The 23,634-nt window shown below is 70.3% G+C and carries 21 protein-coding genes; 3 read left to right on the top strand and 18 right to left on the bottom strand.

From position 1 onward, the window contains the following. Positions 1-6 precede the first annotated feature (6 nt). The 4 genes from alaS to M4960_RS00935 form a co-directional block, all read right to left on the bottom strand. On the bottom strand, positions 7-2,664 hold the full coding sequence (gene alaS, locus M4960_RS00950) for an alanine--tRNA ligase (protein WP_248703256.1): 2,658 nt from the start codon (positions 2,662-2,664) through the stop codon (positions 7-9). A gap of 80 nt (positions 2,665-2,744) precedes the next feature. Next, positions 2,745-2,927 (bottom strand): hypothetical protein, encoded by a 183-nt coding sequence (locus M4960_RS00945; RefSeq protein ID WP_111083901.1) that lies wholly within the window; start codon positions 2,925-2,927, stop codon positions 2,745-2,747. 132 nt (positions 2,928-3,059) lie between these two features. Continuing rightward, complete coding sequence (rpsD, locus tag M4960_RS00940) at positions 3,060-3,689, bottom strand: 30S ribosomal protein S4 (RefSeq protein ID WP_111083900.1); 630 nt, start codon at positions 3,687-3,689, stop codon at positions 3,060-3,062. Positions 3,690-3,912: 223 nt separating this feature from the next. Continuing rightward, entirely contained in the window at positions 3,913-5,265 is a 1,353-nt protein-coding gene (locus M4960_RS00935) for a replication-associated recombination protein A (protein WP_111084157.1), read from the bottom strand. Between the two features lie 129 nt (positions 5,266-5,394). Between M4960_RS00935 and M4960_RS00930 the strand changes: the two genes are divergently transcribed. Beyond that, complete coding sequence (locus tag M4960_RS00930) at positions 5,395-6,207, top strand: peptidylprolyl isomerase (RefSeq protein WP_248703255.1); 813 nt, start codon at positions 5,395-5,397, stop codon at positions 6,205-6,207. Positions 6,208-6,320: 113 nt separating this feature from the next. Further along, on the top strand, positions 6,321-7,553 hold the full coding sequence (locus M4960_RS00925) for a DUF349 domain-containing protein (protein ID WP_173168634.1): 1,233 nt from the start codon (positions 6,321-6,323) through the stop codon (positions 7,551-7,553). 102 nt (positions 7,554-7,655) lie between these two features. Here the strand turns inward: M4960_RS00925 and M4960_RS00920 are convergent, their stop codons facing one another. Genes M4960_RS00920 through M4960_RS00900 form a run of 5 tightly spaced genes read right to left on the bottom strand, consistent with a single transcriptional unit; the run spans position 7,656 to position 10,909 of the window. Then, positions 7,656-8,618 carry a bifunctional riboflavin kinase/FAD synthetase gene (locus M4960_RS00920; RefSeq protein WP_123937788.1) on the bottom strand — a complete coding sequence of 321 codons (963 nt, stop codon included), beginning with the start codon at positions 8,616-8,618 and terminating at the stop codon, positions 7,656-7,658. A gap of 8 nt (positions 8,619-8,626) precedes the next feature. After that, positions 8,627-9,073 (bottom strand): hypothetical protein, encoded by a 447-nt coding sequence (locus M4960_RS00915; protein ID WP_123339724.1) that lies wholly within the window; start codon positions 9,071-9,073, stop codon positions 8,627-8,629. A 45-nt stretch (positions 9,074-9,118) separates the two neighbouring features. Further along, positions 9,119-9,484, bottom strand: a complete 366-nt coding sequence (locus M4960_RS00910) for a hypothetical protein (RefSeq protein ID WP_111083896.1) — start codon at positions 9,482-9,484, stop codon at positions 9,119-9,121. Beyond that, complete coding sequence (truB, locus tag M4960_RS00905; protein WP_132100295.1) at positions 9,481-10,440, bottom strand: tRNA pseudouridine(55) synthase TruB; 960 nt, start codon at positions 10,438-10,440, stop codon at positions 9,481-9,483. The genes M4960_RS00910 and truB overlap by 4 nt, the downstream gene beginning before the upstream one ends. Before the next feature lie 22 nt (positions 10,441-10,462). Next, on the bottom strand, positions 10,463-10,909 hold the full coding sequence (locus M4960_RS00900) for a hypothetical protein (RefSeq protein ID WP_248703254.1): 447 nt from the start codon (positions 10,907-10,909) through the stop codon (positions 10,463-10,465). 22 nt (positions 10,910-10,931) lie between these two features. Here M4960_RS00900 and M4960_RS00895 point away from each other — a divergent pair, with 22 nt between their 5' ends. Next, a complete protein-coding gene (locus M4960_RS00895) occupies positions 10,932-11,852 on the top strand; it encodes an A/G-specific adenine glycosylase (RefSeq protein ID WP_374202840.1) in 921 nt (306 codons plus the stop codon). A gap of 72 nt (positions 11,853-11,924) precedes the next feature. Here the strand turns inward: M4960_RS00895 and rbfA are convergent, their stop codons facing one another. The 9 genes from rbfA to M4960_RS00850 form a co-directional block, all read right to left on the bottom strand. Beyond that, positions 11,925-12,389 (bottom strand): 30S ribosome-binding factor RbfA, encoded by a 465-nt coding sequence (gene rbfA, locus M4960_RS00890; RefSeq protein ID WP_123294301.1) that lies wholly within the window; start codon positions 12,387-12,389, stop codon positions 11,925-11,927. 111 nt (positions 12,390-12,500) lie between these two features. Then, positions 12,501-15,353, bottom strand: a complete 2,853-nt coding sequence (gene infB, locus M4960_RS00885; RefSeq protein ID WP_123294300.1) for a translation initiation factor IF-2 — start codon at positions 15,351-15,353, stop codon at positions 12,501-12,503. A 73-nt stretch (positions 15,354-15,426) separates the two neighbouring features. Then, positions 15,427-15,738 carry a YlxR family protein gene (locus M4960_RS00880; protein WP_111083891.1) on the bottom strand — a complete coding sequence of 104 codons (312 nt, stop codon included), beginning with the start codon at positions 15,736-15,738 and terminating at the stop codon, positions 15,427-15,429. 66 nt (positions 15,739-15,804) lie between these two features. Continuing rightward, on the bottom strand, positions 15,805-16,800 hold the full coding sequence (nusA, locus tag M4960_RS00875; RefSeq protein ID WP_111083890.1) for a transcription termination factor NusA: 996 nt from the start codon (positions 16,798-16,800) through the stop codon (positions 15,805-15,807). Positions 16,801-16,974: 174 nt separating this feature from the next. Next, a complete protein-coding gene (locus M4960_RS00870; protein ID WP_248703253.1) occupies positions 16,975-18,726 on the bottom strand; it encodes a proline--tRNA ligase in 1,752 nt (583 codons plus the stop codon). Between the two features lie 197 nt (positions 18,727-18,923). Beyond that, on the bottom strand, positions 18,924-20,057 hold the full coding sequence (gene ispG / locus M4960_RS00865; RefSeq protein ID WP_248703580.1) for a flavodoxin-dependent (E)-4-hydroxy-3-methylbut-2-enyl-diphosphate synthase: 1,134 nt from the start codon (positions 20,055-20,057) through the stop codon (positions 18,924-18,926). 74 nt (positions 20,058-20,131) lie between these two features. After that, entirely contained in the window at positions 20,132-20,692 is a 561-nt protein-coding gene (locus M4960_RS00860) for a cysteine hydrolase family protein (RefSeq protein WP_248703252.1), read from the bottom strand. Beyond that, entirely contained in the window at positions 20,689-22,161 is a 1,473-nt protein-coding gene (locus M4960_RS00855) for a cytosine permease (RefSeq protein ID WP_248703251.1), read from the bottom strand. Before M4960_RS00855 ends, M4960_RS00860 begins: the two co-directional genes overlap by 4 nt. A gap of 24 nt (positions 22,162-22,185) precedes the next feature. After that, positions 22,186-23,520 (bottom strand): RIP metalloprotease, encoded by a 1,335-nt coding sequence (locus M4960_RS00850; protein ID WP_248703250.1) that lies wholly within the window; start codon positions 23,518-23,520, stop codon positions 22,186-22,188. Between the last annotated feature and the right edge of the window lie 114 nt (positions 23,521-23,634).

The raw sequence follows: 23,634 nt of genomic DNA, 5'->3' as shown, positions 1-23,634 counted from the left end.
CCACGATCAGCCCGCGATCCGAGCGGTCACGGCGCGGAGCGCAGCCGGGAGCGCAGCCGGGTCGGTGCCGCCGCCCTGGGCCAGGTCCGGCTTGCCGCCGCCGCCACCACCGAGCACACCGGCGGCCTCCTTGGCGAGCGGACCCGCCTGGACGCCCGCGGAGCGCGCCGCGTCGTTCGTCGCGACGATCACGATCGGCTTCCCGCTCACCACGGCACCGAGCACGACGACGGCAGCGCCGTCACCGAGCTGCGCACGGACACCGGTCGCCAGCGAGCGTAGGTCGTCGCCGGACTGCAGGCCGTCGACGGTCTCGGCCACGACGGTGGTCGTGCCGACGGTCGTCGCGGTCCGTGCGATCGACGGGACCCGTTGCTGCAGGTTCGCCGACTCGAACTCGGCGATCCGCTTCTGCGCGGTGCGGAGGTCCTCCATGAGCGACTGCACACGCGTGGGCAGGTCGGCACGGGGGGCCTTCAGCGCGCTGGAGAGCTGCGAGACGATCGTCCGCTCGACCGCGAGGTCACGGAAGCCCTCGAGCCCGACGAGCGCTTCGACACGACGGTTGGTCGACCCGACGCTCGACTCCCCCACCAGGTTGACGAGTCCGACCTGGGCACTCGACGCGACGTGCGTCCCACCGCAGAGCTCGCGCGACCACGGACCACCGATGTCGACCATGCGGACCTCGGCGCCGTACTTCTCACCGAAGAGCGCCTGCGCACCGAGCGCCTTGGCCTCGTCGATGGGCATGATGCGGGTCGAGACCTCGAGGTCGGTGCGGATCGCGGTGTTGACGACCTCCTCGATCTCGGAACGGGTCGCGAGCGAGATCGGCTGCGACCACGAGAAGTCGAGGCGCATGTAGCCGGACTTGTTGTACGAACCCGCCTGCAGCGCCTCGGGGCCGAGGATGTCGCGGAGCGCGGCGTTCACCAGGTGCGTCGCGGAGTGCGCCTGCGTGGCGCCGCGACGGTACTCGGCGTCGACCACGGTGCTCGCCGCGTCGCCCACGCCGACCTCGCCCGAGCGGACCTGGACGGTGTGGCTCCAGAGGCCGGCGACGGGACGCTGGACGTCGAGGACCTCGAGGTCGAAGCCGTTGCCGACGATCGATCCCTGGTCGGCGTCCTGGCCACCCGACTCGGCGTACAGCGACGTCTCGCCGAGGACGACCTCGGCGATGTCGCCCGCCACGGCCCGGTCGACGCTGACGCCGCCGACGATGATGCCGAGCACGTTCGTCTCGGCCTCGAGCGCGTCGTAGCCGAGGAAGACCGTCTCGCCCTTCGCCCGGAACGCGCTGTACACGCTCAGGTCGGCGATCGCGGTCTTCTTGCTCTTCGCGTCGGCCTTCGCCCGGGCACGCTGCTCGGACATCAGCGTCTCGAACGCGGTCCGGTCGACGTGGACCCCGGCCTCTTCGGCCATCTCCATCGTCAGGTCGATCGGGAACCCGAAGGTGTCGTGCAGCAGGAACGCGGTGTCCCCGCCGATGGACGGCGCACCGTCCTGCTTCGCGCGCTCGACGGCGACGTCGAGGATCGTCGTGCCCTGCGCGAGCGTGCGGAGGAACGTCTCCTCTTCCGCGTAGGCGATCCGCGCGATGCGGTCGTAGTCGGAAGCGACCTCGGGGTAGGCGTCGCGCATCGCGTCGCGGGACGCCGGGAACAGCTCCGGGAACGTCGCGGTCTCGACCCCGAGCAGGCGCATCGCACGGACCGTCCGGCGCAGCAACCGACGCAGGATGTACCCGCGGCCCTCGTTCGACGGGCTCACGCCGTCGGCGATGAGCATGAGCGCGGAGCGCACGTGGTCCGCGATGACCCGCATGCGGACGTCGTCCTCGTGCACGGCGCCGTAGCGGCGGCCGGAGATCTCGGACGCGCGGTCGAGGACCGGGCGGACCTGGTCGATCTCGTACATGTTGTCGACGCCCTGCTTGATGAAGGCGACGCGCTCGAGCCCCATGCCGGTGTCGATGTTCTTGTTCGGCAGCTCGCCGGTGATCTCGAAGTCGTACTTCGAGCGGACGTCGGCGATCTGGTACTGCATGAACACGAGGTTCCAGATCTCGACGTACCGGTCGTCGTCGGTGGCCGGGCCGCCGTCGATGCCGTACTCGGGACCCCGGTCGAAGAAGATCTCGGAGCAGGGACCCGCGGGTCCGGGCTGGCCGGTGGACCAGTAGTTCGTGTCCTTGCCGAGTCGCTGGATGCGCTCCTCGGGCAGCGAGGAGTGCTGCTTCCAGAACGCGATCGCCTCGTCGTCGTCCTCGTAGACCGTCACCCAGAGGTCGTCGGGCGAGAAGCCGAGCCCGCCGTCGGACTCCGGGTTCGTCAGGAACTCCCAGGCGAACTGGATCGCCTGCTCCTTGAAGTAGTCGCCGAACGAGAAGTTGCCGTTCATCTGGAAGAACGTGCCGTGGCGAGGGGTCTTGCCGACCTCTTCGATGTCGTTCGTGCGGATGCACTTCTGCACGCTCGTGGCACGGGGGTACGGCGCGGGGACGAGCCCGGTCAGGTACGGGATGAACGGCACCATGCCGGCGACCGTGAAGAGGAGCGACGGGTCGTCGGAGACGAGGGACGCGGACGGGACGACGGTGTGGCCGCGGTCACCGAAGTACTGGAGCCAACGGCGGCGGATCTCTGCGGTCTGCATGGTGCTTCCTGGGTTCAGGTCGGGGGTGGGAGGTGGAGGCGGGACGACGGTGCGGCCGGACCGCGGTGGAGCTCGATGACTCAGACGTCGGTGCGGAGCTCGGCCCCGCGGGACCGGTACCCGTCGGCGACCGCGCCCGTGAAGGCCTTCGTGCTCGCGTCGACGACGGCGAAGAGCCGTGCGCCTCCGGGGGTCCTGGCGACCTGGTGCGCCACGGCGAACCCGATGACGACGCCGACCGCGACGAAGAACAGCTGCTTCACGGTGCCTCTCCCTCTGTGCACCCTGGCGGTGCATGCCCGGACAAGCTTAGCCGCCGGGCACTTCGGGGCCGGAACGCCGAACGGCGGGCCGTCCTCGAGAGGACGACCCGCCGTTCGGGTGTGATCAGTGGATCAGCGAGCTGCGTAGTACTCGACGACGAGCTGCACTTCACAGGTCACGGGGACCTCGGCGCGCTTCGGGCGACGCACGAGGCGGGCCTGGAGCTTGTCGATCTCGACCTCGAGGTAACCCGGGACCTTCGGCAGGACTTCCTGGTGGCCACCGGCAGCGGCGACCTGGAAGGGCTCCATCGACTCGGACTTCGGCTTGACGTGGATCAGCTGGCCCTCCTTGACGCGGAAGGAGGGGCGGTCCACGAGCTTGCCGTCGACCAGCAGGTGACGGTGCACGATCAGCTGACGGGCCTGCGCGGTGGTGCGGGCGAAGCCGGCACGGACCACGAGGGCGTCGAGGCGCTGCTCGAGGAGCTCGACCAGGTTCTCACCGGTCAGGCCCTTCGTCTTGCGGGCCTCTTCGAAGACGATGCGGAGCTGCTTCTCGCGGATGCCGTACTGGGCGCGCAGACGCTGCTTCTCACGGAGGCGGACGGCGTAGTCGCTGTCCGCACGACGGCGCGTACGGCCGTGCTCACCGGGGCCGTAGGGGCGCTTCTCGAGGTAACGGGCCGCCTTCGGCGTCAGCGGGATGCCGAGTGCGCGCGACAGGCGGGTCTTGCTGCGGGTACGTGACTTGGTAGACACAGGGTCCTTTTCTCTGTTCGAACTGAATACTCACCGGAGGCCGGGCACGCGAGTGCCCGTGGCCCCGACGACGGGATCCAGAGGGATGAGCCTGTGGGATCGGACGGCTACAGTCCGAACCTCTGCCCCCGTACCACCGGAGTGGCACTCTGTCCTCAACGCAGCCGTGCTCGAGGACCAGGACGTAGGCCCGGCAATGCTAGCAGGAACTCGACGTGCCGTCCTACTGCCCGCGGGTGATCTTCCGGAGTCGTTCGAGCCGCGGACCGACCTCGCGCTCGTAGCCGTTCGCCGTCGGGGTGTAGTACTCGGTGCCCTCGAGCGCATCGGGCAGGTACTGCTGCTCGGCGACCCCGTGCTCGGCGTCGTGCGAGTAGACGTAGCCCTTGCCGTGGCCGAGTCGCTTCGCCCCGGCGTAGTGCGCGTCGCGCAGGTGCATCGGCACGGTGCCCATCCGGCCGGCCTTGACGTCCGCCATCGCCGCGTTCACACCGTTGTAGGCGGCGTTCGACTTCGGCGCGGTCGCCAGGTACACGACGGCCTCGGCCAAGGGGATGCGGCCCTCGGGCATGCCGATGAGCTGCACGGCCTGGGCCGCCGCGACGGCGATGGGCAGCGCCTGCGGGTCCGCCATGCCGATGTCCTCGGACGCCGAGATGATGATCCGGCGCGCGATGAACCGGGAGTCCTCGCCCGCTTCGATCATCCGCGCGAGGTAGTGCAGCGCGGCGTCGACGTCGCTCCCCCGCACCGACTTGATGAACGCGCTGATGACGTCGTAGTGCTCGTCGCCCTGCCGGTCGTACCGCAGGAGTGCACGGTCGACGGCCGCGGCGACGGTGTCCGCGTCGACCACCGGCACGGTGTCGTCGTCGTCGTCCTGGGCCGCGGTGGCCGAGGCCGCAGCGGCCTCGAGCGCCGTGAGGGCGCGTCGGGCGTCACCCGAGGCCAACCGGACGATGGCCCCACGTGCCTCGTCACCGAGGACGACCGCGCCACCGAGGCCGCGGGGGTCCTCCACCGCACGGTCGACGAGCATGCCGAGGTCGGCGTCGGTGAGCGGCTTGAGCGTCAGGAGCAGGGACCGGGACAGCAGCGGGGAGATGACCGAGAACGACGGGTTCTCGGTGGTGGCCGCGATGAGGATCACCCACCCGTTCTCGACACCGGGCAGCAGGGCGTCCTGCTGGGCCTTGCTGAACCGGTGGATCTCGTCGAGGAACAGCACGGTCGTGGACCCGTAGAGGTCGCGGTGGGTGAGGGCCTTCTCCATGACCTCGCGCACGTCCTTGACGCCGGCGGTGACCGCGGAGAGCTCGACGAACTCGCGCCCGGACTGCCGCGCGATGGCCTGCGCCAACGTGGTCTTGCCGGTGCCGGGAGGACCCCAGAGGATGACCGACACACCGCCCGGGTTGTCGCGGGTGCCGGTGGCGAGCTGCACGAGCGGCGACCCGCGGCCGAGCAGGTGCTGCTGGCCGGCGACCTCGTCGAGGCTGGTCGGGCGCATCCGGACCGCGAGCGGGACGGAGCCCTGCGCGAGACCGGCGCGACCGCCCGTCGTGGGCGCACGCATGCTCGAACGGTCCGCTGCCATGCACCAATCGTAGGCCGACCCACTGACAGCCCCGCGCCTCCCAGGCCGTTGATGGTGACGACTCGGATACGCTCGTTCCACACTGCGACGAGAGGGCAGAACAGCACCGTGGCACCGAAGAACCCAGCGCGCGACAACCGCGAGGCGCGCGAGCGCCTCCGTCTGTACCAGGCCCGCCAGGGACTCCACGACCGGCAGCGCCGCCGGCGGGTGCGCGACAACCTGGTCGGCGCCGGTGTCCTCGTGCTGGTCGCCGCCCTGGCCACCGGGTCACAGCTCGCCTTCGCGGGCTCGCAGGGCAACGGGTCGGCGGACGCCAGCGCGAGCGCCAACGCCACACCGACGCCCTCGGCGAGTGCCACGGCGGCGAACACGGGCGACGTGCCGAGCAAGGAGATCGCGAAGGGCGCGACCTGGACGGGCTCGCTGACGCTCAACAAGTCGATCGACCTCGGCATCGAACTGGACGGCGCGAAGGCCCCGCAGGCCGCGAGCGTCGAGATCTCGTTGATCAAGGAGCAGTTCTACAACGGCACCACCTGCCACCGGCTGGCCGACAGCGACGGGTTGAAGTTCCTGCAGTGCGGTTCGGCGAACGGCGACGGCACGGGCGACGCCGGGTTCGAGTACGGCCCGCTCGAGAACGTCCCGAGCGACGGCGTCTACGACGAGGGCACCATCGCGATCGCGCGGTCGACGTCGCCGTACTCGCAGTCGACCCAGTTCTTCATCGTCTACGGCGACACCACGCTCGACGGCTCCACGGGCGGCTACACGGTCGTCGGGAAGGTCACGAGCGGCCTGTCCGAACTCGAGTCGAAGATCGCCGCGAAGGGCATCTCGTCGCCCGGCCAGGACGGCACCGGTGAGCCGAAGGTGGCGACGACGATCACCGCCGCGACCATCGCCCAGGAGAAGTAGTCCACAAGCCGTTGCGTCCGGCGGGCCGCGGAGCCCGTCCGTGCAATAGGCTGACGACCTGACCGTGCCGACGGTGACGTCGGCGATGCACGACCACGATCGAGGCGAGACCTGTGGGATCTGACGAAGCAACGACCTGGGGGCGGGTCGACGAGAACGGGACCGTGTACGTCCGGTACGAAGAGACCGAACGTGCTGTCGGTGAGTACCCGGACGCCACCCCCGAAGAAGCCCTCGCCTACTTCGCGCGGAAGTACGCCGACCTCGAGGGGCAGGTGAAGATCGCCGAGCAGCGCGTCCAGCGTGGTGCGTCGGCGAACGACGTCGCCCGGACGGTCGAGCACCTGACGACCCTGGTGGCCGAAGCCCGCGTGGTCGGTGACATCAAGTCGCTCGAGACCCGCGTGGGTGCGCTCACCGAGCAGCTCGGCTCGCTCACCAAGGAGCAGGCGGAGCAGGCGCAGCAGGCCCTGAACGACGCCCTGGCGCACCGTGCGGCCCTGGTCGAAGAGGCCGAGGCACTCGCGGCGGTCGACCCGGCACGCGCGCAGTGGAAGCAGATCACCGCGCAGCTCGACGACGTGTTCGCCCGCTGGCAGCAGCACCAGCACGACGGCCCGCGCATCCCCAAGAACGAGGCCAACGAGCTCTGGAAGCGGTTCCGCGCAGCGCGGTCCACCGTCGACCAGCACCGTCGCGCGTTCTACTCCGAGCTCGACGCGCAGCACCGCGACGCCCGCACCCGCAAGCAGGAACTCGTGACCCAGGCCGAGGCACTCGCCTCGCGCGGGTCCGACGCGATCCCGGACTACCGCCAGCTGCTCGACGACTGGAAGAACGCCGGGCGCGCCGGCAAGCGCCACGACGACGCCCTCTGGGCGCGGTTCAAGGCCGCCGGTGACGTGCTGTTCGAGCAGCGCCACGCCGAGAGCGCAGCCGAGGACGAGGAGTTCTCAGGCAATCTCGAGGCCAAGCAGGCACTCCTGACCGAGGCCGAGCCCCTGCTCAAGGCGACCGACCGGGTCGCGGCGCGCAAGACCCTGACCGGCATCCAGCGCCGCTGGGACGAGGTCGGTAAGGTCCCCCGCGCGGATGTCCGTCGCATCGAGGACCGCCTGCGTGCGATCGAGGACCACGTGCGTGGCCTCGAGGACGCGCACTGGAAGGAGTCCAACCCGGAGCGCAAGGCCCGGCAGACCGGACTCGCCAGCCAGCTCGAGGACGCCATCGGCAAGCTCGAGTCCGAGCTCGCCGACGCGCAGGCCTCCGGCGACGCCCGCAAGATCAAGGACGCCCAGGAAGCGCTGGACGCCCGCAAGATCTGGCTCGACGCCCTCGGCAGCTAGTCACCGCACACGACGACGCCCCCGTGACCGATCGGTCGCGGGGGCGTCGTCGTGTGGTGCCGTGTGGGCACTGTCTGCTGGCGTCCGGTGTGGCGCCGCCGTTCAGACCGGCGTGGGCAGGCCCAGCAGCAACCGGATGTCGAGGTCGTCCTGCCGCATCTGCGTGGCGAGCTCGTCCATCGAGTCGAACTTCACCATGCCGCGGACGTACGAGACGAACAGCACCGAGATGCGGTCGCCGTACAGGTCGAGGTCGACGTCGAGCAGGTGCGCCTCGATCTGCTTGGCGGGCACGCCCTCGAACGTCGGGTTGTTGCCGACCGAGACGGCCGCCGGGTACACCGTGCCGTCGTGCAGCACGCGCGCGGCGTAGACGCCGTCGGCCGGTGCGAACCCCTCGAACGCCGGGTCGAGGTTCGCCGTCGGGTACCCCATGGCGCGCCCGCGCTGGTTGCCGTGCACGACCGTGCTGCGGACCGCGTGCTCACGGCCGAGCAGCCGGGCGGCCTCGGCCACCCGCCCGTCGCCGAGCAGTTCGCGGATCCAGGTCGACGAGACGCGTCGCTCGCCGTCGGGGCGGACGTCGTCCACCAGGTCGACGTCGTCGATGAGCTCGACCGTGAAGCCGTGCTGCTCCCCCAGGGTGCGGAGCAGGGCGACGTCGCCGGCACCCTTCGCCCCGAAGCGGAAGTCGCTGCCGACGAAGACGAGCCGGGCGTGCAGGGTGTCGACGAGGATCTCGGACACGAACGCCTCGGGCGACTTCGACTGCAGTTCCTCGTCGAAGCGGAGCAGCAGGGTGGCGTCGACCCCGGCGTCGTCGAGGAGCTCGCGCCGCTGCGCCGTGCTCGTGAGTGCCGGCGGGACGTGCTGCGGGTCGATGACGTTGAGGGGGTGCCGGTCGAACGTCACCACGGTGGCGACCAGGCCCTGTTCGTGGGCGGCGCGCTCCAGGTGCGCGATCACCGCGCGGTGTCCGACGTGCACGCCGTCGAACTTGCCGATCGTGACGGCGCTCGGACCGAAGCCCTCGGCCACGTCGGCGATGTCGTCGTAGAACTGCACGGCTGCTCCTACTCGCCCACGGGGGCGGTGGTCGATGCGGGCACCGGTTCGACCGTCGCGGTGCGGTGGTGCTTGCGGAGCCACCAGAGTCCGGCGATCGGCAGCACCAGCGGCGCGAAGGCGTACCCCATGCCGTAGTACGACCAGATCGTGTCGTCGGGGAAGAGCTGCCGGTCGAACAGCGAGAGCGTGCCGATGACGAGCACACCGGTCATCTCGAACACGATCGTGACGCACGCGACGCGGTACCAGAAGCGTCCGGGAACGATCAGGGCGATCATCGCCACGATGTACACGACGGCGGCGATGGCGCTCACCGTGTACGCGAACGGCGCGAAGGAGAACTTCTCGATGATCTGCACGACGCTCCGGCCCGTCGCCGCCAGGGCGAGGATGCCGTACACGGCGATGAGGACGCGGCCGATGCCGGTCGCGAGTGAGGATCTGGTCGCCATTGCACCGATTCTACCGACGTGCGCGGACCACCATGACGCTCGGCGTCAGTTCAGGGCGAACCAGATCTGGTACATCCGGTAGATCATGACCGCGACGGTGAAGGCGCCGGCGCCGAGGACGACGGTGCTCCACTTCGTGCGGTCCACGAGCGCCCAGACGATGGCCGCCGGCGGCACCAGGAGCACCGACACGGCGTAGACCCCGAACTCGAGGGCGTTGCCGTCCGGCGGGCTGCCCGTCGCGGGCAGCACGATGGAGATGACGCCCTGCACCAGGAGCAGGACCTCGATGAGCGCGAGGGACCCCACGGTGTAGTCGTTCGGCTTCCAGCCGATGAACCCGACCACGACGGCGAACAGCCCGGCCAGGACCGCGACGACGAGCTGGACCCACATGAACCACTCGATCACGCGTGCGCCCCGTTCTGCGACGCCGGAGCAGCCGGCGCCGGGAAGTTCGTGATGACCCGGAGCAGTCCGCGCCGGACCGAGACCAGTCCGACGAGGCGGTCGTCGTCGACGGCCACGGCAGCCACCGGCTCGTCCGAGTCGGGGTGGTCGGCTGCGACGCGCTTGCCGTCGGTCAGGTCCTTCGCCGCGGCCGCGTCGAGCGACACCGACGAGAACAACCGGCGTGCCACGTCGGCCGGACGAGCGAGCGCCGCGCGGACGTCGACGGCGTCGTCCTCGAGGTCGATCGCGTCGGCCACGTCGAACGGACCGACCTGGGTGCGGCGGAGCGCGGTGAGGTGCGCGCCGGTGCCGAGGGTGGCGCCGACGTCGCGTGCGAGGGCCCGGACGTACGTGCCGGACGAGCACGTCACGACGACGTCGAGGTCGACGACCGCCACCTCGGCACCGTCGACCGTGACGGTGCGGTCGTTCCGCCCGGTGACGTCGAACCGCGAGACGGTGACCGTGCGGGACTTCAGCTCGACGGTCTCGCCCTTGCGCGCCAGGTCGTACGCGCGGCGCCCGTCGACCTTGATCGCGCTGACGGTGGACGGGACCTGGTCGATCGTGCCGCGCTGCAGGGCGACGGCGCGTTCGACGGACTCGTCCGAGACGTCCGCTGCGGCGATGCCGGTCGCGGCGGTCGGGGTGCCGTCGGCGTCGTCGGAGTCCGTGGACACGCCGAGCCGGATGGTGGCGGTGTAGGTCTTGCCGAGGCCCACCAGGTGGGTGAGCAACCGGGTGGAGTGCCCGATCCCCAGGAGCAGCAGCCCGGTCGCCATCGGGTCGAGGGTCCCCGCGTGGCCGACCTTCTTCAGACCGAGGCGGCGGCGGGCGATCGACACGACGCGGTGGCTGGAGATCCCCTGCGGTTTGTCGACGAGGAGGATGCCGTCCGGCACGGTTTCGAGCACCAGAGGAGATTACCAGCGCCGGTCAGCAGGCGTCGTTCCACTCGCGACGAGGGTGCTCGGGATCGGTGACGTCGAGGACGGCGGAGGCGGCGATCTTGACGTCCGCCCGACGTTCGAGCCGGCCGGCTTCCTGCTCGACCCACAGCGACCAGCGCCAGAGCCCGCGGACACCCGGGGCCAGCAGCCCGTGCCCGTGCACGACCAGCACGCCGTCACCGGCGCCGGTGGTGCGGAACGGGGCGACCACCTCGTCGCGCAGCGTGTCGGGATCGGTGGACGGCGCCGTCGCGGCCATCGCGGACACCCCGTGGTGCTCGAAGCCGGCCACCAGCGTGGCGGCGACGTGTTCGAGATCGGTGCCGTCCTGCCCGTCGATGCCGATCACGGTCCGGTTCGTGCCGACCTGCGCGATCACCTCAGCAACGATCGCGGCCATCGTGTCGGTCTCTTCGGGTGCCCAGCGTGCCATGCGTCCACCGTAGGCTGTCGTGGTGAACGCGAGCAGGGCCTCCCAGCCGGATGTGGAGAACGCGAGCGTCCCCGACATCGCGACCCCGTTGACCACCTGGTTCCGACAGGAGGCCCGCGACCTGCCGTGGCGTCGCCCCGGCTTCCCCGCGTGGGGCACCCTGGTCAGCGAGATCATGCTGCAGCAGACGCAGGTCGCGCGCGTGATCCCCCGACTGGAGGCGTGGCTCACCCGGTGGCCGACGCCTGCGGACCTCGCGGCGTCGCCCCCGGCGGACGCGGTGCGTGCCTGGGACCGGCTCGGCTACCCGAGACGCGCGCTCGCGCTGCACGCGGCGGCCACGGTGATCGCCACCGAGCACGGCAACGTCGTCCCCCGGGACGTCGAGGCGCTGCTCGCGCTGCCGGGGATCGGCGACTACACGGCACGGGCCGTCGCCGTGTTCGCGTACGGCGACCGGCACCCGGTCGTCGACGTCAACGTGCGGCGGGTCCTGAAGCGCGCGCTCCTCGGCCAGGGCGAGCCCGGGCCGGCGAAGGCCAAGGACGACCTGCCCCTGATGGAGTCCGTGCTGCCAGCCGACCGCGACGACGCCGCTGCGACGAACGCGGCGGTGATGGAGCTCGGAGCGCTCGTGTGCGTCGCCCGCTCCCCCGCGTGCGACGCGTGCCCGATCGCGGACCGCTGCGCCTGGCGTGCGGCCGGGTACCCCGAACACGACGGGCCACGCGCCCCGAAGCAGGCGAAGTTCGCCGGCAGCGACCGGCAGGTGCGCGGGCTGATCATGGCCGAGCTGCGCGCGAGCGACGTGCCGGTCACCCGGTCGGAGATCGAACCGGTCTGGCCGGACGCCGAGCAGCGGGACCGAGCGCTCGCGTCGCTGCTGCGCGACGGACTGGCGGTCGGCGACGACGCCATCGGGTACCGGCTGCCGGACGCCTGACGTTTCCGCCGGGCACGACGAACGAGCGCCCCGCCGCACACGGTGCAGCGGGGCGCTCGGACGCTCGTCGGGCTACGCCCGCGCCACGTCCTGCTCGTCGTCGGACTCGTCGTCCTCGTCCTCGTCGTGCTTGTACGGGTCGGCGTCGCCGGCGAACGTCGCACCGACCGACGCAGCTCGCACCTGCTCGTCACGCACCTGGGCCTGCACGAGCAGGTCCTCCATGTGCGCCGAGGTCTCCGGCAGTGCGTCGGCGATGAACTCGAGCGACGGGGTGAGCCGCGCCGTGATGTTCTTGCCGACCTCGGAGCGGAGCATGCCGGTCGCGGCCTTGAGTGCCGCGGCGGAGTCGGCGCGCTCCTCGTCGGTGCCGTACACGGTGTAGAAGACCGATGCGTGCTGCAGGTCTCCGGTCACGCGGACGTCGGTGATCGTCACGAACCCGAGACGCGGGTCGCGCAGACCCTTGTCGAGACGGCGTGCGACGACTTCCTTGATGCGGTCCGCCATCTTGCGTGCGCGCTGCGGATCGGCCATGGGTGCCTCCTGAGGCAGTGGCGGGACGTTTCCCGCCGGTGGTTCTGCGTGGAAAGGGGTCGGGCCCCGACCTCCCGCGAAGGGAGGCCGGGGCCCAGGGTAGTCACACGATCAGTCGCGCGGCTTCTCGACGAGCTCGGTGGTCTCGATCTCGTCACCGATCTGGAGATCGTTGAACTTGCCGAGACCGATACCGGCCTCGAAGTCCGTGCGGACCTCGGTGACGTCGTCCTTGAAGCGACGGAGCGACTCGATCGCCAGTCCGTCGGCCAGGACCACACCGTCACGGATGACGCGCGCCTTGGCGTTGCGCGTGATCGTGCCGGAGCGGACGATGACACCCGCGATGTTGCCGAACTTCGAGGAGCTGAAGACCTCGCGGATCTCGGCGACACCGGACTGGACCTCTTCGTACTCGGGCTTGAGCATGCCCTTGAGGGACTGCTCGATGTCGTCGAGTGCGTTGTAGATGACCGAGTAGAAGCGCACGTCGATGCCTTCGCGCGCCGCACGCTCGCGGGCCTTGACGTCCGGACGGACGTTGAAGCCGACCACGATGGCGTTGTCGATCGTGGCGAGGTCGATGTCCGACTCCGTGATCGCACCGACACCGCGGTGGAGGATGCGGAGCTGGACGCTGTCGTCGACCTCGATGTCCAGGAGCGACTGCTCGAGTGCCTCGACGGCACCGGAGACGTCACCCTTGATGATGAGGTTGAGCGAGTCGACCTTGCCCTCTTCGAGTGCACGGGTGAAGTCCTCGAGCGAGATGCGCTTGCGGGCCTTGGCCAGCTGGGCGTTGCGCTCGGCGGCTTCACGCTTCTCGGCGATCTGACGTGCCGTGCGGTCCTCTTCGGTGACGAGGAACGTGTCACCGGCGCGGGGCACCGAGGACAGACCCTGCACCTGGACCGGGCGGCTCGGCGTGGCGGCCTTGACCGCGACACCGTTCTCGTCGGTCATCGCACGGACGCGGCCGTAGGCCGTGCCCGCCACGATGGCGTCGCCGACGTGCAGCGTTCCGGACTGGATGAGGACGGTCGCCACCGCACCACGGCCCTTGTCGAGCCGCGCTTCGATCGCGACGCCGCGGGCGTCCTTGTCGGGGTTCGCACGCAGGTCGAGCCCGGCGTCAGCGGTGAGCAGCACGGCGTCCAGGAGGTCCTGGATGCCGATGTTCTGCCGAGCCGAGACGTCGACGAACATGACGTCTCCGCCGTACTCCTCCGCCACCAGGTTGTACTCGGTGAGCTGCTGGCGGACCTTGGCCGGGTTCGCGCCTTCCTTGTCAATCTTGTTCACCGCGACCACGATCGGCACGTTGGCCGACTGCGCGTGGTTCAGCGCCTCGATCGTCTGGGGCATGATGCCGTCGTCCGCCGCGACCACGAGGATCGCGATGTCGGTGACCTGCGCACCACGAGCACGCATGGCCGTGAAGGCCTCGTGACCCGGGGTGTCGATGAACGTGATCGGACGCTCGATGCCCTCGTGCTCGGTGACGATCTGGTACGCACCGATGTGCTGGGTGATGCCACCGGCTTCACCCTCGACGACCTTCGAGTTCCGGATCGCGTCGAGCAGTCGCGTCTTACCGTGGTCGACGTGACCCATGACGGTCACGACGGGGGGACGGACCTGCAGGACGGAGTCGTCCTCGTCGGCGTACTCGGCATCGATGTCGATGTCGAAGCCCTCGAGGAGCTCCTTGTCCTCGTCCTCGGGCGAGACGATCTGGATCTTGTAGCCCAGCTCGTCACCGAGGACCTCGAACGTCGCCTCGTCCAGCGACTCGGTCGCGGTCGCCATCTCACCGAGGTGGAACAGCACCGTGACCAGGTTGCCGGGCATGGCGTCGATCTTGTCCGCGAAGTCCGAGATGCTCGCACCACGACGGAGTCGGACGACCGTGTTGCCGTCGCCACGAGGGACCTGCACACCGCCGAGCGACGGGGCCTGACGCATCTCGTACTCGGCGCGCTTCGTCCGCTTCGACTTGCGGGCACGGCTCTTGCCGCCACCGCGACCGAACGCACCGGCGGTACCACCACCGGGGCCACGACCACGGCCACCGCCACCGGCGGGACGCGGGCCGCTGAAGGCCGGACGCGGGAAGCCGCCACCGGCACCGCCGCCGGCACCCGGACGGGCGCCACCGGGGCCGCCACGACCGCCACCCTGGCCCGGGCGCTGCCCGAAGCCGTTGGGACGGTTCGCCTGACCGGGTCCACCCGGACGCGGTGCACCCGGACGCGGGACGCCGGGACGCGGGGGCTGCGGACGCGGGATGCCCGCTCCACCGGCACCAGCGGCGGGGCGCTGGCCCATGCCCTGGTTCGAGGCGAAGGGGTTGTTGCCGGGGCGCGGCGGGCGCGAGCCCATGCCCTGGTTCGACGCGTAGGGGTTGTTGCCCGGACGTGCGCCGGGCTTCGGGCCACCGGGCTTCGGGCCGGCAGCGGCGGGCTTGGCACTGGAGCCGGGCTTCACCGCGTCGGTCTTCGGCTCGTCACCGGTCGAGTCGGCCGGCTGCGTGGCAGCCTGCTGCTCGGCGGCGGCCTTCTCGGCACGGGCCTTCTGTGCGGCCTCGGCCTCGGCCTGTCGCTGGGCGACGGACTTCGGTGCGGCCGGGGTCGGGACGTCCTCGGCAGCAGGTGCTGCCTGGACCTCGGGCTCCGGTGCGGGTGCCGGACGGACCGGGCCGGGGCGCGGGCCACCGGGCTTCGGCGCGCCGGACGCGGGCGTGCTGCTCTTGGCCGGCGTGCTCGGCGCGGGGGCCGAGGCTGCGGGCTTGGATGCCGGGACACCGTCCGCCTGCAGGGCGGCACGGAGCTTCCGGGCAACGGGGGGCTCGATGCTCGAGCTGGCACCCCGGACGAACTCGCCGAGCTCCTTGAGCTTCTCGAGTGCGGTCTTGCTGTCGACGCCGAGTTCGCTTGCGATCTCGTGTACGCGTGGTTTAGCCACTGTTCTCCTTCACGGGTCCCACCCCGTAAAGGGCAGGACTCAATGGATGACGGGTCTCATTTCGAGCCGCTCATCAGTTGTCCATAAGCCGTTCAGCCTGTTCTGTCATGTCCGGGCGCTCGGTCGACGCTCGTGAGAGGCCGACGATGTGGTCGAGCACCGCGGACGTGTCGGGATCGCGATCCAACCGGAGCGCACGGCGGAAAGCCCTGCGCTTGACGGCCAGATCGTAGGCATCGACGGTCGGTGTGAGCCATGCTCCCCGGCCCGGCATGACTGCCTTCGGATCCGCCACGACGCGGCCATCGCTCAGGGCGACGACTCGGAGGAGTGAGGATCGGGAAGCGCGACGACGACTGCCGATGCACGTTCTGACGGGAACCACTCTACTCCTTGCCTCGGACGTCCGCGATCCGGCGCGCCCTTCTGGGCACGCCGGCGGCGAAATCGCCTAGTCGTCGCCGTCCAGGATGGAGTCCGGCTGGATGTCGATCCGGGCCCCCGTGAGCTTGGCAGCCAGGCGGGCGTTCTGCCCTTCCTTGCCGATCGCGAGCGACAGCTGGTAGTCCGGGACGAGTGCGCGGACGGCCTTGGTCGACGCGTCGAGCACGAAGGCGCTGGTCACCTTGGCCGGCGACAGGGCGCTCGCGACGAACGCCGACAGGTCCGGGGACCAGTCCACGATGTCGACCTTCTCGGCACCGAGCTCGTTGGTGACCGCACGCACGCGCGCACCGAGCTCGCCGATGCAGGCACCCTTCGCGTTGACGCCGGGCTCGTTCGCCTTGACCGCGATCTTCGTGCGGTGACCGGCTTCGCGCGCGAGCGACGTGATCTCGACGACGCCTGAGGCGATCTCCGGCACCTCGAGGGCGAAGAGCTTCCGGACCAGGCCCGGGTGCGTGCGCGACACCGTGATCTGCGGACCCTTGTTGCCGCGGGCGACGCTCGTCACGTACACGCGGATGCGCGAACCGTGCGCGTAGGACTCGCCCGGCACCTGCTCTTCGGGCGGCAGGATCGCCTCGACCGTGCCGAGGTCGACCATCACCATGCGCGGGTTCGGGCCCTGCTGGACCACCCCGGCGACGATGTCGCCTTCCTTGCCGCGGAACTCGCCGAGGATCTTGTCGTCACCGATGTCGCGCAGGCGCTGGTTGATGACCTGCTTCGCCGCGAAGGCCGCGATGCGACCGAAGTCGCTCGGCTGGTCGACGGCTTCACCGATGACGGTGCCCTCGTCGTCGAGCTCGGGGACGTAGACACTGACCTCGCCGGACTTGCGGTCGAGCTCGACACGCGACTGCGCGTGGGCCGGCTCGCCGTTCTCTTCGGCGTGCTTCTGGTAGGCGGTCAGGATGGCAGATTCGATGATCTGGACCAGTTCGTCGAACGGGATCTCCCGCTCGCGCTCCATGAGTCGCAGGACTGCGAGATCGATCTTCACCGAGGTGCCTCCGTATTCAGATGAGTCGCTCCTGCGGATGGAACCGTCGCAGAAGTCGGCCACAAGCGTACCGCACTGCGGCTCGCGGACCCGAGCACGGATGCACGGGAGGCCCGTGGCGGCGTCGCCACGGGCCTCCCGTCCGTCGGGTGGTCGCGTCCAGGACGCGACCCGCTAGATCGCGCGGACCGCGTCGAGCAGCTCGGCGACCGGCACGTCGCGGCGTTCGCCGCTGGCACGGTTCCACAGCTCGACGACGCCGTCGGCGGCGCCGCGGCCGGCGACGACCACGATCGGCATGCCGAGCAGCTCGGCGTCGCGGAGCTTGACGCCGGGCGACACCTTCGGACGGTCGTCGTAGAGCACGTCGAACCGCTCACCCTCGAGCTCGGCGACGATCGACGTCGCCAGCTCGTAGGCGACCTGGTCACGGCCGGTGGCGACGATGTGCACGTCGAACGGTGCGACGTTCTTCGGCCAGGCCAGGCCCTTGTCGTCGTTGTGCGCCTCGGCCAGGATCGCCAGGATACGCGTCACGCCGATGCCGTACGAGCCCATCGTGACGGTCGCGAGCTTGCCGTTCTCGTCCTGCACCTTGAGGCCCAGGGCCTCGGCGTACTTGCGGCCGAGCTGGAAGACGTGCCCGATCTCCATGCCGCGGGCGGTCTCGAGCGGACCCGAGCCGTCGGGCGATGGGTCCCCCGCGCGGACGTCCGAGACCTCGGCGACACCGTCGGCCACGAAGTCACGGCCGGCGACCAGGCCGGAGACGTGCACGCCGCGCTCGTTGGCGCCGGTGACCCAGGCGGTGCCGTCGACCACGCGCGGGTCGACGAAGTACCGGATGCCCGTGGCGCTCTCTGCGCCGAGGACCTGCGGGCCGATGTAGCCCTTGACCAGGCCCTTGTGCTTCTTGAAGTCGTCGTCGCCTGCGGCTTCGACCTCGGCCGGAGCGAACGCCACCTCGGCGCGCTTCAGGTCGACGTCGCGGTCACCGGGGAGCCCGACGATCACGACCTCGCGTGTGCCGTCCAGGTGGGTGAGGGCGAGGACGACGTTCTTCAGCGTGTCCGCAGCGGTCCACGGCGCGCCGTCGCGCGGGGCGACCTCGTTCGCGTGGGCGACGAGCGTGTCGATCGTCGGGGTGTCCGACGACGGCAGGAGCACCGCGTCGGGCTGGCCCTCGATCGGCAGCGACGCGGGCACGGGCGTGACGTAGGCCTCGACGTTCGCCGCGTAGCCGTTCGCACTGCGGACGAAGGTGTCCTCGCCCACGGCGATCGGGTGCAGGAACTCCTCCGACTTGGAGCCCCCCATCGCGCCGGCATCCGCCTTGACGATGACGTACTCGAGGCCGAGGCGCGCGAAGATCTTCTCGTACGCGTCGCGCATGACCTGGTAGCTGCGCTCGAGGCCCTCGTCGGTGAGGTCGAACGAGTACGCGTCCTTCATGGTGAACTCGCGACCGCGCAGCAGACCCGCGCGCGGGCGTGCTTCGTCGCGGTACTTGTCCTGGATCTGGAACAGCGTGACGGGGAGGTCCTTGTACGACGAGTACAGGTCCTTCACCAGCAGCGCGAACATCTCTTCGTGCGTGGGGGCGAGCAGGTAGTCGGACCCCTTGCGGTCCTGCAGGCGGAACATGCCGTCGCCGTACTCGGTCCAGCGGTTCGTCGCCTCGTACGGCTCGCGCGGCAGCAGCGCCGGCAGGAGCACTTCCTGCGCACCGGCAGCGACCATCTCGTCGCGGATGATCCCCTCGATCTTGGCGCGCACCCGGAGACCGAGCGGCAGCCAGGCGAAGATCCCCGGGGACTGGCGACGGACGTACCCGGCGCGGACGAGCAGCTTGTGGCTCGTCACCTCGGCGTCGGAGGGGTCGTCGCGGAGCGTACGGAGGAACAGATGCGAAAGCCGTGTGACCACGGGCCCAGCCTAGCGGCGTGCGCGCACCGCGGGCGCTCGCACCGTGCGAGGTCCGGGCGAACGGTGCGAGGTCCCTGGCGAACGGTGCGAGGTTGCGTACTCGGTGCGGGGCAGGGAGACTCGCACCGAGTACGGAACCTCGCACGGGAGCGCAGCGCGCCGAGACCGCCTCGCACGGTGCGAGGGGTGTACTCGCGCTACGGGATGGTGATGACCTCGGGGCTGCCGAGCGCGGCCTCCGGCCCCATCTCGTCGGCGATGCGGTTCGCCTCGGCGATGAGGGTCTGCACGATCTCGTGCTCCGGCACCGTCTTGACGACCTTGCCCTTCACGAAGATCTGGCCCTTGCCGTTGCCCGACGCCACGCCGAGGTCGGCCTCGCGCGCCTCGCCCGGGCCGTTCACGACGCAGCCCATGACGGCGACGCGCAGGGGGACGGACATGCCCTCGAGCCCCTTGGTGACGTCGTTCGCCAGCTGGTAGACGTCGACCTGGGCCCGGCCGCAGCTCGGGCACGAGACGATCTCGAGCTTGCGTTCGCGCAGGTTGAGCGACTGCAGGATCTGCAGGCCGACCTTGACCTCTTGCGCGGGCGGCGCGGACAGGGACACGCGGATGGTGTCGCCGATCCCCTCGGCCAGCAGGATGCCGAACGCGGTGGCGCTCTTGATGGTGCCCTGGAACTCGGGGCCGGCCTCGGTCACACCGAGGTGCAGCGGCCAGTCACCGGCGGCGGCGAGCTGTCGGTAGGCCTTGACCATGACGATCGGGTCGTTGTGCTTGACCGAGATCTTGAAGTCGTGGAAGTCGTGCTCCTCGAACAGGCTGGCTTCCCACACGGCGGACTCGACGAGCGCCTCGGGTGTGGCCTTGCCGTACTTCTGCAGCAGGCTCGGCTCGAGCGACCCGGCGTTGACGCCGATGCGGAGCGACACGCCTGCGGCCTTCGCCGCGGCGGCGATCGCACCGACCTGGTCGTCGAACTTGCGGATGTTGCCCGGGTTCACGCGGACCGCGGCACAGCCGGCGTCGATCGCCTGGAACACGTACTTCGGCTGGAAGTGGATGTCGGCGATGACCGGGATCTGCGACTTCTTCGCGATGATCGGCAGCGCGTCGGCGTCTTCCTGCGTCGGCACGGCGACCCGGACGATGTCGCAGCCCGAGGCCGTGAGCTCGGCGATCTGCTGCAGCGTCGCGTTGATGTTCGTCGTCGGGGTCGTGGTCATCGACTGGACGGACACCGGAGCATCGCCGCCCACGAGCACCTTGCCGACCCGGATCTGGCGCGACTTGCGTCGGGGGGCGAGGGTTTCGGGCGACTTGGGCATACCGAGGTTCACAGCGGGCACGTGAGCACTCTACGCGCTCGCTCCGAGCGTCCCGGCCCGGTCACACCGGACGCTCAGAGCCGGGTGGCGCTGTCCACCACGGTGATGAGCGGCGCGTACAGCCGCATCGCGTCGAGCGCCCGCTCGTGGTCCGCGTCGCTCGCCCCGGCGCAGGCGTCCGCGACGACCGTCACGGTCGCTCCGGCGTCCGCCGCCGCCAGGGCGGTCGACAGCACGCAGCAGTCGGTCGACACCCCCGTGAGCACCAGGTGCGGGTGGTCGCCGACGACTGCCTGGAGGCCCGTCCCCCACTTGCCGAACGTCGGCTCGGTCACGACGGGGTCGTTCCGGTCCCCTGCCGCACTCGCGAAGGGCTCGGTCAGCGCGTACAGCGCGTCGGCGTCCGGCACGAGGGCGAAGGGCCACTCGCGGTAGTACGGCACCCAGGCGCCCTGCGGGCGCTGGGGCGCGACGAACCGGGTGAACACCGTGCGTCCGGTGAACCGGGGCAGCAGACGCTCGATGCCCACTCCGGCGTGGTCGTACCGCGGCGCGGCCCACGGTGACTCCCCCGTGAAGACCTGCTGCATGTCGATGACGACGAGCCAGGCGTCGTCGGGGACGCCCGTGCTCACCGCTGTGCTTCCTGGCGCCGGACGGAGCCCCGGGCGAACAACAGGGTGCCGAGGAACCCGACGACGAGCGCGACCAGCACACCGAGGTTCGCGTAGGCCCAGGCGCCGTCGCGTCCGCCGAGCCCGAACGGCCCGAGCAGGTAGCCCTGCCACGACAGCCACGCCGGTGACGCCAGCGTGACGAGGCCCCACCCGAGCGCCGTGCCGACCGCGACCAGGGCGATCGCACCCCACCGGACGTCGCCGTAGCGGCCGCGACGGTCGTCGAGCTCGCCTTCGGCGTAGGCCGTGCGCCGCAGCAGGACGTCGGCGACGAAGATGCCGGCCCAGGCAGCGATCGGGACGCCGAGGGTGATGAGGAACGCCTGGAACGGGCCGACGAAGTCCGTCGCGAAGAAGGCGATGTAGATCGCCCCCGCCACCATGAACACGCCGTCCACCCCGGCGGCGACCGGCCGTGGGATCTTCACGCCGACGCTCAGCAGCGCGAGGCCCGACGAGTAGATGTCGAGCACCGCGCCGCCGACGAGCCCGAGGATCGCGACGAGGGCGAACGGGATGAGGAACCACACCGGCAGGATCGTGGTGAGCGCGCCGATCGGGTCGGCACCGATCGCCGCGCTCAGGTCCGGCGAGGACCCGGCGAGCAGGACACCGAAGACCACGAGGATCGCCGGTGCGAGGGCACCGCCGAAGGTCGTCCACCCGACGACTCCCCCGGTGGACGACGACCGCGGCAGGTACCGCGAGTAGTCGGCAGCGGCGTTCACCCAGCCGAGGCCGAACCCGGTCATCACGAGCACGAGCGCACCGATGAACTGCTGGGCACTGCCCGTCGGCATCGCGGCGATCGCGGCGAAGTCGATGGACGGCACCGCGAGCACGACGTAGACGACCGTGAGCACAGCGGTGATGACCGTGATCCAGGTCTGCAGGCGCATGATGACGTCGAAGCCCGCGACGCCGGCCCCGACCACGAGCGCGGCGACCACGACGAGGGCGACGACCTTCGTCAGCACCCCGCCGTCCCAGCCGAGCTCGGTGAACACCGTCGAGGTCGCGAGGACCGCCAGTGCGGCGAGGGCGGTCTCCCACCCGACGGTGAGGATCCAGCTCAGGAACGAGGGCACCCGGTTGCCGCGGACCCCGAAGGCCGCGCGGCTCAGCACCATCGTCGGCGCCGACCCCCGCTTGCCGGCGATCGCGACGACGCCGCACAGCAGGAACGAGAACACCACCCCGATGACCGAGACGACGGTGGCCTGCCAGAACGAGATGCCGAAGCCGACCACGAACGACCCGTAGGCGATGCCGAGGACGGAGATGTTCGCCGCGAACCACGGCCAGAAGAGTCCCCGCGGGGTGCCCTTGCGGTCAGACTCGGCGATGACGTCGAGGCCCTGCCGTTCAACGGTGCGGACCTCGGGCGCGGCAGTGGTGAGCCCGGAGTTCGTGGGCGCTGTGCTCATCCGCTGAGCGTAGCGCCGCAGCGACTACCCGAACAGGTTCACGGGCCGCACGATGTCGGCGTAGATCAGCAGCGCGCTCATCCCCGCCAGCAGCACCACGACGACCATCGTGAGCGGCATCGTCTTCGCCAGGTCGATGGGGCCCGGGTCCGCCTTGCCGACGAGTTTGAAGGACCGTCGCTTGATCGCCTCCCACAAGGCGCCGGCGATGTGCCCGCCGTCGAGCGGCAGCAGCGGCACCATGTTCAGCACGAACAGGCCGATGTTCAGCGAGGCCAGCAGCCCGAGGATCGTGTACGCCTTGTCGACCACCGGCACGCCGCTCATCGACGAGACCTCGCCGATCGCGCGGCCGACACCGACGACCGACACGGGGCTGTCCTGCGACCGCTCCTGCGCGCCGAACGCCGCGTTCCAGACGGCGACCAGGCGCTGCGGCAGGTCGATGATGAGGTGCGCCGACGCGGCGATCTGCGCACCCGTCGCGGGCAGGACCTCGGCCGGCGACTGCCGCACGAGCGACTGCCCGATGCTGACGCCGACGACACCGACCCGCTGGGTCTTCGTCGTGCCGTCGTCGTTCGTGACGACCTTGCCCTCGGCGTCGTAGACGTCGCGGGTGGCGGTCGTCGGGGTGATCTCGAGCGTCTTCCGGGCACCGTCACGCTCGACGACGACCGTCACCTGCTCGCCGGCCGACTTCTGGAAGACCTCGGAGACGCGCGCGATGGTCGGGTCCTGCTCACCGTTCACCGAGAGCACGACGTCGCCCGACGCGATGCCGGCCTGCTTCGCCGGCGACTCCGCATCGCCCGAGGTGCACTCGGTCGTCTGGCTGGTCGGCAGGACACAGTCGACGCTCGAGGTGAACGTCGTGGTCGGCGACCCGAAGCCGCACAGCAGCACGCCGAACAGCACGATCCCGATCACCAGGTTCATCGCGGGTCCAGCGACCATCACGATGATGCGCTTCCACGGGGTGAGTCGGTAGAAGGCGCGGGAGTCGTCGCCGCCGGAGCCCGCGATCTGCTCCGCGCTGGCCTGGCGGGCGTCCTGCACGAACGCGCCGTACATGCCGGTGTTCGTGATCGCACTCGGGCGGCCGGAGGCACGCGGCTTGAGCATGCCGACCATCGAGATGTATCCGCCGAGCAGGATCGGGCGGATACCGTACTCGGTCTCACCCCGCTTGAACGACCACATGGCCTTGCCGAAGCCCAGCGAGTACTGCGTCACCTTGACGTTGAACAGCTTCGCGAAGGACAGGTGCCCCAGCTCGTGGAGTCCGATCGAGACCAGCAGGCCGATGATGAAGACGACCACGCCGAGGACGAAGAGCAGGACGGATTCGACGGTCACCGGGAAAGGGTACGGGACGCTTGCCATGACGGAGCCGAGCGCCGTCTGAGAGGTGATCTGAGCCTCTCCCCACCGGCACGGCCGTCCCGCCGCTGGCGCGTCGCGCCGGAACCG

Source organism: Curtobacterium sp. MWU13-2055, assembly GCF_023242305.1.
In the GTDB taxonomy this organism is placed as follows: Bacteria; Actinomycetota; Actinomycetes; order Actinomycetales; family Microbacteriaceae; genus Curtobacterium.
Note: the sequence above shows the minus strand (reverse complement) of the source record. Positions and strands in the feature narration are given on the sequence as shown.